At 42.6% G+C, this 10,339-nt stretch carries 8 protein-coding genes; 5 read left to right on the top strand and 3 right to left on the bottom strand.

Annotated elements, in window-relative coordinates; translation table 11 throughout:
- Positions 1-88: 88 nt before the first annotated feature.
- Together pgl and AC37HE_RS03060 are read left to right on the top strand one after the other, a co-directional pair.
- Positions 89-817, top strand: a complete 729-nt coding sequence (gene pgl / locus AC37HE_RS03065; protein WP_500781312.1) for a 6-phosphogluconolactonase — start codon at positions 89-91, stop codon at positions 815-817.
- 222 nt (positions 818-1,039) lie between these two features.
- The gene (locus tag AC37HE_RS03060) at positions 1,040-2,266 is read left to right on the top strand and encodes a DUF6051 family protein (protein ID WP_500781311.1); all 1,227 of its coding nucleotides are present in this window, start codon (positions 1,040-1,042) and stop codon (positions 2,264-2,266) included.
- Here the strand turns inward: AC37HE_RS03060 and AC37HE_RS03055 are convergent, their stop codons facing one another.
- Entirely contained in the window at positions 2,267-3,898 is a 1,632-nt protein-coding gene (locus AC37HE_RS03055; RefSeq protein ID WP_500781310.1) for an alkaline phosphatase family protein, read from the bottom strand. It lies immediately after the preceding gene.
- A 263-nt stretch (positions 3,899-4,161) separates the two neighbouring features.
- Between AC37HE_RS03055 and gluP the strand changes: the two genes are divergently transcribed.
- Entirely contained in the window at positions 4,162-5,364 is a 1,203-nt protein-coding gene (gluP, locus tag AC37HE_RS03050; RefSeq protein ID WP_500781309.1) for a glucose/galactose MFS transporter, read from the top strand.
- Positions 5,365-5,433: 69 nt separating this feature from the next.
- On the opposite strand, the gene AC37HE_RS03045 is transcribed toward gluP, so the two are convergent.
- Complete coding sequence (locus AC37HE_RS03045) at positions 5,434-6,504, bottom strand: substrate-binding domain-containing protein (protein WP_500781308.1); 1,071 nt, start codon at positions 6,502-6,504, stop codon at positions 5,434-5,436.
- Between the two features lie 288 nt (positions 6,505-6,792).
- Between AC37HE_RS03045 and AC37HE_RS03040 the strand changes: the two genes are divergently transcribed.
- Both AC37HE_RS03040 and AC37HE_RS03035 read left to right on the top strand, forming a co-directional pair.
- On the top strand, positions 6,793-7,776 hold the full coding sequence (locus tag AC37HE_RS03040) for a D-isomer specific 2-hydroxyacid dehydrogenase family protein (protein ID WP_500781306.1): 984 nt from the start codon (positions 6,793-6,795) through the stop codon (positions 7,774-7,776).
- Positions 7,777-7,860: 84 nt separating this feature from the next.
- Complete coding sequence (locus AC37HE_RS03035; protein WP_500781305.1) at positions 7,861-9,498, top strand: ABC-F family ATP-binding cassette domain-containing protein; 1,638 nt, start codon at positions 7,861-7,863, stop codon at positions 9,496-9,498.
- A gap of 157 nt (positions 9,499-9,655) precedes the next feature.
- Here AC37HE_RS03035 and AC37HE_RS03030 read toward each other — a convergent pair whose 3' ends face one another.
- Positions 9,656-10,018: an MTH938/NDUFAF3 family protein gene (locus AC37HE_RS03030; RefSeq protein WP_500781304.1), complete on the bottom strand. Its 363-nt coding sequence runs from the start codon at positions 10,016-10,018 to the stop codon at positions 9,656-9,658.
- Positions 10,019-10,339: the final 321 nt, after the last annotated feature.

Raw genomic sequence — 10,339 nt, 5'->3', positions numbered from 1 at the left:
GCTATCCCTGCAAAAATCTGTCAAACGATGGAAATTACTGTGAACTATAACAATTAGCCTGATTCGTCAGGCTTTATTTTACTTGAAAATGGAAGCACGAAAAGTTAAGCTATACCCGGACAATACAGCAGTAGCCAACGCATTTGCAAACGATCTTTACCAATTTGCAGAGCAAGCTAATCAAGTTGTTCACGTTGCACTTTCAGGGGGTTCTACACCGGCCTTACTGTTTGATGTATTGGCACAGGAATATGCCACAAAGATGCCCTGGAATAAGATTCATTTTTGGTGGGGCGATGAACGTTGCGTACCTCCAACCGATGAGCAAAGCAACTACAAAATGACTGTTGACCATTTATTGGGCAAAATTGATATGCCGGAAGAGAATATTCACCGGGTAATGGGAGAATGGGCTCCGGAGAAAGCCAACAAAGCTTATATTGACGAAATCAGAAAATGGATTCCGGAAGAAAATGGCTGGCCTTCATTCGACCTCATCATCCTGGGAATGGGAAATGACGGGCATACTGCATCCATCTTTCCGCATGAGATTCAACTGCTGAAGGATTCCAATATTTGCGCTATTGCAACGCACCCGGAATCGGGGCAAAAGCGGGTAAGCCTGACCGGGAAAGTGATAAACAATGCAAAAGAAATTAGCTTTCTGGTTACCGGAGCTTCAAAAACGGAAAGAGTACGTGAGATTTTCAACCAATTGGAAGGATACAAAAAATTACCATCAACCTACATCCAACCAACGCACGGTCAGTTGACCTTCTATTTTGACCAGGCAGCGGCTGCCGGCATTGACAAATAAGCTCAAAGCACAGCTTCCCCAAAGAACAATTACGTCGATTACTCAACGATAATACACATGGAAAAGCAGGAGAAACTCCTGCTTTTTTTGCATTAATTGTTGCAAATAAAACTGCCCGTCAAATGCACATTCATCGAGCTATTCCGTAATTTTCAAAGTCCTAAAGGATTATTCTTTCGCAATAAAAACAAGCATTCTTTAGAACTCGAAAACAAGCAAACAATGAAGTTATATAAAGATGCATACCTGGAACTTGTGGATCAATTGGAAAGCATAGCCACCACCAAGGATTACGATAATTTGATCATTCACAAGTTTCAATTTGAATCAGATTCGCAAGATTTACTCCCGGGAGCAGAAGAATATTGCTGCCCAATTCATAACGAGCATTTTGACGGATCTCAAAATTGGTACGACAACATAGGAGCAATCGATACTAAAATCCAGATTCGGGATACCGAAATCGATGACAACAAACAATTCGATTATTTTGTATTTGAGCCTAAAAACAAATCTGAAAAAAACGATGCCATCTTTTTATTTCACGGTTTTAATGAAAAAAACTGGAACAAATACTTAGCATGGGCACAGTTTCTGGCCGAACGTACAGGCTATCTGGTCATCCTATTTCCAATGGCTTTTCATATGAATCGTACCTTGTCGATTTGGAGCGATAAACGCAAAATGTTCCAGTTAAGTGCTCAACGGCAACAAACATTTCCCGATGTTGTCAATTCTTCGTTAACCAATGTTGCCATTAGCATGCGCCTGCACAGCCGTCCGCAACGCTTCATCTGGTCGGGGCTCCAAAGTTATTACGACCTTATTAAATTTATCGACCAGGTACGCGAAGGAAAACATCCCTTAATTGAAACCAATACAAATTTCAATGTTGTTGCCTATTCCATTGGCTGCCTGTTGGCTCAAATTCTGAAATTGACCAACCCCAAGGGCTATTTTTCAAAATCGAAATTGAGCTTATTTTGCGGAGGCCCGGTATTCAACCGCCTCTCCCCTGTCTCCAAATTTATTTTAGATAGTGAAGCCAATGTTGCCCTTTACTCCTACATGGTTGAACACCTGGATAAACATGCCCAAAAAGATCAACACCTTCACCATTATATAAAGGGACCGCATCAGGAAGGACACATCTTTCACGCTATGCTTAACTACAATCAGAACAGACTTTATCGGGAAGATCTATTTCGCGAAGTAAGCTCCGACTTAATGGCAATTGGCTTAAAGCAGGACGAAGTAATTCCGTCGTACGAAATTGTCAACACCTTGCAGGGAGCAAACAGAGACATCCCCATCCCTGTTGAAATTTATGATTTTCCGTTCCGCTACAACCACATTGCTCCTTTTCCAACAACTGAAAAGAACAAGGAAACGATCGATCAGGAATTCCGAAAGATTTTCACAAAAATCAGCGACTTTATTATTAGTTGATTATCGAAGTATCTCGCTAATTACCCGACCTTCACAATGAGGAGGAATATCGTAGCCCAGAATATCAAAAATGGTAGGTACGAGGTCTATCGCATCAACTGAGTTGCGGAAACGTCCGTTTCGAATTCCCTGTCCGTAGAAAATCATCGGTATTCGGGTATTGTCGGTATAAACTACTTTCCGATACTTAAACTGGGGTTGCCAGCCATTTTCCAGCATGAAAAGAATATCTCCCGAACGCTTAAAATTGTACGATTTCGATATCGTAGTCAATAAACTGGTAGCATAATCCCCCTGCTCAAAACCAGTAGCGGGCAGTGCGATTTTCACTCCTTCAAACTGATTGATAAAAGATGCTGCCTTGGTCAAAAAATCATTCAACGAAATCTTTTGCTTCTCAATCAGTTCCCGATTCACGTATATCTGTTGATCCATCACAAAATCGATCCAGTTACCTTGTCCATAAGTAATATTCAGATACGATTTCAGCAGGGCGACCATGCTTTCCGGGGAAACATAGCCAGCGGGCATATTGTATTTGTGTTGCAGGAAATCAACTGAGTACGAAGAAGAACAAGAAGAAGTTAACACAACCAGCGTATTGGCCAAACCAATGTTTTTATCCACATAGTTTAGTAAGTCAGCTATATCCTGATCCAGTCTCAAATAAGTATCTTCCATTTCAACCGATGAGGGGCCAAACCAACTGTTCGCATAATCCATTGACGAGAAGTTGATGGTCAGCAAATCGGGTACATCATCGCGCCCCAAACGTTCATTATCGATCAGGCTAAGCGCAAAATCTTTAACCAGCCGGTTACCGTAAGGCGTTGTCTTCATGATCCGGTAACTTCCTCCTGTTGAAATCAGCTTTTTCAGATTATACGGAAAAGTTTTCCATTTATCGAAGTAGCCGGTTTCATATTGATCATCATCTTCAACACTTGCATCATAGCTGCTCGATGGCAATAAAGTTGTCCAGTCACGTGCGGCATACGACTCAATTTCCCGTTTACTGTTAAAACTGAAAGCCCATCCCGGAAACTGATCCACATAATAGGAACTGGAAATCATGTTGCCGGTTTCATCGTCCAACCAATAAGCACCATCAGCCGCATGACCAGCTGAGAGTACCGCACTGTAATCGTTCAAACTAACTGAATAAACTTTGGCTTCACCGTTGGTACAAAGCTTTAATTCATCGCCAACTGTAGGGCTCAGTAAATTCCGGGCAGAACACTGTCCTTCATTAGAATCGCTTCCGACTGTAATGTAGTTTTTATCAGCTACTGCATCAACTTCTTTCTCTTTCAGCCGATCCATCCAACGCTCGTTTATAATCCCGTGACGATCGGGATAAGCACCGGTAAACAGCGTTGGTACGCCTGTCACACATTTCTCAATATGCAGATTCATACTGGCATTTGAACAAACAGCACCCTGATTCACTAGGCGCAAAAAGCCATTATTCTGAAATTTATGGGCATAACGAACCAGGTAATCATTACGCATTTGTTCAACGTTGATAACCAATATTAACTTAGGTTTTGTTGCATTAGCAGTTTGCCCTTTTGTCCACACAGGCACCGCAAATAAACAAATCAAAAAAATTGCAAGAATTCTGAATTTCATGGCTGTCTGTTTTTGAGAAGTTCCAAAAATATAAAAAATGTGCTGATTCATCTGAAAAACACAAAAATCCTTCTTCTCTTATTTCATTTACAAATCGATTGACAAATAAGCTTTTTAATGTGAAAATTAACCTTTTTTCAAGTTATAATTCACAAAAATGTGTGCGGGCACACTTCTTTTGATTATATTGCCGGCAACTAACTATCAAAGCCGGATTCGTGAAATAATTCCTAAAGCAACAGTATAACCTTAATTTGTATTTTATGACACAAAAGAACAACAAAATTGTGATTGCATTGCTGGTAGTTGGCGTTATGTTCTTTGCTATTGGTTTTGCCTTGGGCATTAACAGTTACCTGATCCCACTTCTTAAAAATTCGCTTCAGGTATCATCCGGAGAATCATACCTTATTTTGGCTGCAACATTCTCCGCATTTTTAATCTTCGGCTATCCGGCTTCGCTGGTCATTAGCAAAATTGGTTACAAAAAAACAATGACGCTATCGTTTCTCATGTTTGCCGTTGGGTTCCTGCTCTACCTCCCATCTGCAAGTATGGAAAGCCTGCCCTTATTCCTTTTGGCATCGTTTGTCAGTGGTATGGGAAATGCCTTTTTACAAGCATCTGTCAATCCGTACATTACCATTCTGGGACCAATTGAAAGTGCGGCCAAACGCATGAGCTTCATGGGTATCGCCAACAAACTGGCCTGGCCGGTGGCTCCGCTTTTCCTATCGTTGGTTATTGGTAAAAGCGTTGAGAATGTGCAATTAGCCGATATCTCTCTCCCATTCTACATCATCATTGGTATCTTCCTGCTCTTGGGTGCGTTGGCCTACTTTTCCCCGCTACCTGAAGTTAAAGCAGTCGGTGAAGACGAAGAAAGCGGTGAAACATGTGCTTATGCTGCGAACAAAACTTCAATCTGGCAATTCCCGCATTTGTTGTTAGGTGTTTTAGCCTTATTCTTATATGTCGGGGTTGAAACAATCTCGCTAAGTACATTGGTTGACTATGCCCAAAGTATCAACCTGCCGGGAGCCGAATTATATGCGTGGATTGCACCGGTCGGAATGGTTATTGGTTATTTGTGTGGAATAATTTTTATTCCAAGATACCTATCTCAGGCAAAAGCGCTGTTGATCTGTTCAATTTTAGCCATCTTCGGTTCAATCATGGTTATTTTCACCCCCGAAGCTGTATCGATCTGGTTTATTGCCTTTATGGCTGTCGGATGTTCTCTGATGTGGCCGGCACTTTGGCCGCTTGCAATGACTGACCTGGGGAAATTTACGAAAGCAGGATCATCGTTAATGGTAATTGCAATTGTTGGTGGAGCTTTAATTCCAACAATTTATGGTTTTGCCAAAGATATTATGGGAGCCCAGAAAGCTTACTGGGTTTGTGTTCCCTGCTTCCTGTATATTCTCTATTATGCCTTGAAAGGTCACAAAATAAGAAGTTAATAACTTCGTTAATACCAAACAAAAAGCCGGGTGATGTGCCCGGCTTTTTGTTTTATTCTTATTATCCAACTAACTCAAATCGGAATACAAATACGATTTAATATTTTCGCGTGTGATAATTTCCAAGGGGAATAAATCACTTACCGGCGGCTCTTTTTTGAACAACAGGTAATTCACCAGATAGCTGATTCCTTTAAACGCCTGTTTTCGTGGATTTTGATGAATCAGAAAGTTAATCACTCCCTCGTACATATAGTAGATGTTATCTTTCAGTAAGTCGTAGCCCACCAAACCGACATCCTTACGCCCGGCTTTATCCAATACCGATGCTGTCAGGTGTGTTGCCTTTGAAGTTGGCACGAAAATACCATCAACCTTCTCCTTATTTAGCAGTACCTCCACTTCACGAACAAAACCAGCATCATTCAGATTGGTAAACTCAAACGATTTAATTGTAAAATCAGTCAGGTTGTTATTCGCAAAATAATCCCGGAAACCACGTTCTTTCTCTTTAACGTGCAAGGCATTTTGATTTTCCTCAAAGATGTGAAGCACCAGAATATTACCCGCTTTACCAATTTTAGTTGCCAGCATTTCTGCACTAACCCGCCCACTTTGGTAGAGGTCTTGCCCGATAAAACTTAACGGGGCAGCTTCTGTAATATTCGTATTAAAGGTGATATATGGAATTCCCTGTTCCTTCAATTGATCGAAAAACTGTAAGGATTCCTGGTATTGAATCGGAGCAAGCAAAACGCTGTCCGGCTTAAAATCCAGCACCTTTTGAGCGACTTGCTGAAAGGATTTTTTATCGTACAGGTTGAAATAAAAGGTCTCAACGCGAACATTATACTGTGCCCATTCTTCGGTCGCTTTTAAAATTCCGGAACCCGACTGATTCCAGTAATCATCCAAAGCAGGATCCGGAATCATAGCCGCAATCCGAAATACCTTGTTCGAGCCTAATGTACTTGCGATCAGGTTCGGCTTATAACCGGTTTTCTCCAAGGCCTCCATGACTTTAGCCAAGGCTTTCTCCGAAATTTTACCACGCTTGTGTAAAACCCGGTCAACTGTTGCAACAGAGACACCGGCTAGCTCGGCGACATCTTTAATCCGCACATTTCTGAAATCATTCATAACAAACACAAATTCCTTTATTATAGACAACAAACAAATTTGAAACAAGCTAAAATCTCGAACTTGTTTGCGCACACAAAGATACAATATTATTCGTTCGGACTTCTTTAATACACAAAATCACAGCTCAATTTAACTTATAATCCAAAATTATTTAAACTAATCAGGAGAGAAAATCGCAATTCAGTGCACATTTAACGTTATCCACGACTCCTCTGAAACCTCATAAAGGTCATTTTTTGGCATAAAGACACCGCTAACTTTGCACACCAATTATAAACGAGCACTATGATTACTGTATTTGAAACCAGAGAAGACGAACTGCCAATCATTCGAAAATTGGAGCAAACCTATGGAGTAACAATCACCTGTTATCCCAATGATCTTTCTCTTGCCAATATCAACCTTTTAAAGGGAACCAACGCCGTAAGTATCCTCGGTCACTCCCAGTTAAACAAGGAACTTTTGATCAAACTGCAAAAACAAGGCATTCAATATATTTCTACACGGACGGTTGGCTATAACCACATCGATTTGCAAGCAGCCCATGAATTGGGTATTCATATCAGCAATGCTTATTACGATCCGAACGGCGTGGCCGATTATACGGTGATGTTGATCCTGATGTCGCTCCGAAAATACAAACAAGCCATGTGGCGCGCCAACGTGAACGATTATTCGTTGACGGGGCTAAAAGGAAAAGAGATGCGTAACCTGACTATCGGTGTTGTCGGAACCGGCAATATTGGAGCACAGGTCATTGAAAACTTATCGGGTTTTGGCTGTCGGTTAATTGCCTTCGACACCCGCGAGAATCCGAAAATAGTATCAAAAGTTGAATACCTTTCCCTGGAGGAGCTTTATGCTGAAGCTGATGTTATCACTTACCACGTCCCCTTACTTCCTTCAACACAGCGTATGATCAACAAGGAAAGTCTTGCAAAAATGAAGAATGGAGTTGTTCTGATCAACTGTTCAAGGGGTGAACTGATGAATGTAAGCGATGTGATTGATGCTATTGAATCGCATAAAATCGGGGCACTGGCTCTGGATGTTTTCGAAAATGAAACCGGCATTTATCATCAGGATCGCCGAACGGATATCATCAGCAACCGCGATATGGCTTACATCCGCCAGTTTCCGAATGTAATTATGACACAACATATCGCTTTTTACACCGATGCAGCTGTTGCCACCATGGTTGAATGTGGCATTGGCAGCTTAGTAGATTTCATAAAAACAGGCCATTCTGATCGGGAGATTAAAGTTTGATTGTCAATGTCTGCACGAAGTTGAATGGCGACTTTTACCTGTCGGTCATTTAATTATCTTTGCCGCGATTAAAAAAATAACAGCATGATTTCAGCAGACGGACTGACCGTAGAGTTTGGCGGACAGACACTTTTCAAGGATATTTCATTCGTTGTAAATGATAAAGACCGGATTGCCCTGATGGGGAAAAACGGAGCCGGAAAATCAACTTTATTAAAGCTGATGGCCGGAGTGCAAACACCAACCCGCGGCAAAGTTTCGGCACCTAAAGATGCTGTAATTGCCTATTTGCCACAGCACCTGATGCACAACAGCGACCGCACGCTTTTCGAAGAAGCCTCGCAGGCATTTTCCGATGTGCTGAACATGCAAACAACGCTGGACGAGTTGAACCACCAGTTGACTGTACGCACCGACTACGAATCGGATGAATACAGCCAGATTATTGAGCAAGTGTCCGAGCTGAGTGAAAAACTCTACAGCCAGGGTGAGATTAACTTCGATGCCGAGGTTGAAAAGATTTTACTGGGCCTGGGGTTCCTGCGCGAAGATTTCAACAAACCAAGCAGCGACTTCAGCGGAGGCTGGCGGATGCGCATTGAATTAGCCAAAATTCTCTTGAAGAATCCGGATCTGATTCTGCTGGACGAGCCCACCAACCACTTGGATATTGAATCGGTGCAATGGCTCGAAGAATTCCTGATCAACAACTCGAAGGCGGTAATCGTTATTTCGCACGATAAGAAATTCATCGATAACATTACAACCCGTACCATCGAAGTAACGATGGGGCGTATTTACGATTATAAGGTCAACTACAGCAATTACCTGGAGTTGCGCAAAGAACGTCGCGAACAGCAACAAAAGCAATACGACGAGCAACAAAAGATGATTGCTGAAAACCAGGCTTTCATAGAGCGTTTCAAGGGCACTTATTCAAAAACCCTGCAAGTGCAGTCCCGCGTGAAAATGCTCGAAAAGCTGGAGCTCGTTGAAGTAGACGAGGTGGATACTTCGCACCTGAAGCTGCGTTTCCCGCCATCGCCCCGCTCCGGAAGCTATCCGGTAATTGCCGAACAGGTTGCCAAAAGTTATGAGGAGCATCAGGTATTCAGCGATGCCAGTTTTACAATTCAGCGTGGCGAGAAGGTGGCTTTTGTCGGGAAGAACGGTGAAGGGAAATCGACCATGATCCGGGCCATTATGAAAGAGCTGGAGCACGAGGGAGAGATTAAGCTGGGCCATAATGTTCAGGTTGGCTATTTCGCCCAAAATGAAGCTTCGTTGCTGGACGAGACCAGAACCGTCTTTCAAACGATCGACGATGTGGCCGTTGGCGATATTCGCACCAAAATCAAAGACATCCTGGGTGCTTTCATGTTTGGTGGTGAAGATTGGGATAAAAAAGTGAGCGTGCTTTCGGGTGGTGAGCGTACCCGCCTGGCCATGATCAAGCTACTGCTGGAACCAGTAAACCTGCTCATCCTCGATGAGCCAACCAACCACCTCGACATCCGCACGAAGGACATTCTGAAACAAGCACTATTGGAGTTCGATGGCACCCTGATTCTCGTATCACACGACCGCGACTTTCTCGATGGCATGGTATCGAAAGTCTACGAATTTGGTAACAAACGCGTGAAAGAACACCTCGAAGGTGTGACCGAATTCCTGGCCCGCAAGAAAATGGAACACCTCAACGAGCTGGAGAAAAAGAAATAAGGTGCAGCGGTTTTCAAAGGTGGACCAAAGACAATACGAGGTGGTTACAAACTGCCTCACCCCAAAAAAGGCGAAACTGCTCAAAACAGTTTCGCCTTTTTTATTGCTATAAACTGACCGGGTGACCCGAAGTCACCTGGTCAGTAAGTCCTATATACTAGCAAGTAACATGAAACATCGCAATAACCTTGCCTTCCAAAACATTCCATACTTTGGCGGCGGTGGGAGTAGCAACCAGTTTTACCGGGCATTCTTTTTCTTTAAAGAACAAATCTGCCTCCGTCGACAACTCGATGTAGCCAATCTGCCCGGTGCCAATGATCAGCTCCTGAGCTCCTTCCTCGTAAATTTCCACAGCTTCTTCCAGCGAAATTTTGTGCGACGTGCCATATTTTGCTTTCGATAGTTTTTTCTTACGCTTTTCAATATGGCCGTCCAGCCGGATCAGAATATCGTACTCATAACGTTTTCCTCCAACCGTTATAACCCCGAATCCCGTTTTGTCAATTTGTGGTAACATGAACCATCCCTCCTTTCTTTTCCGACTAGGTATACGGAATTGATCGGAAATGGGTATGCGGGCAATTGGATTTCAACTTCTTAAGCCTTCAAACAAAAAAAATAGTTCCGGTGATTGACAATTTCAGCTACCTATTTACAGCATGCAGAACAATAAATCTGCTGCTGCTCCGCTTCTCCCAATCAGTATTTTATTAAAAAAGTAGGCTCGCCTCCTAATCGGAGGACTTAAAGCGATTCGGTTTAAGTCTCCAATGAAAAAAATGGTACCAAACAGATTCGCTTTGAGCCCTCAATGAAAAATGAAGTACCAAACAGATTC

This window comes from Mangrovibacterium sp., from assembly GCF_059905295.1.
This window is presented reverse-complemented; position numbering and strand designations above follow the sequence as displayed.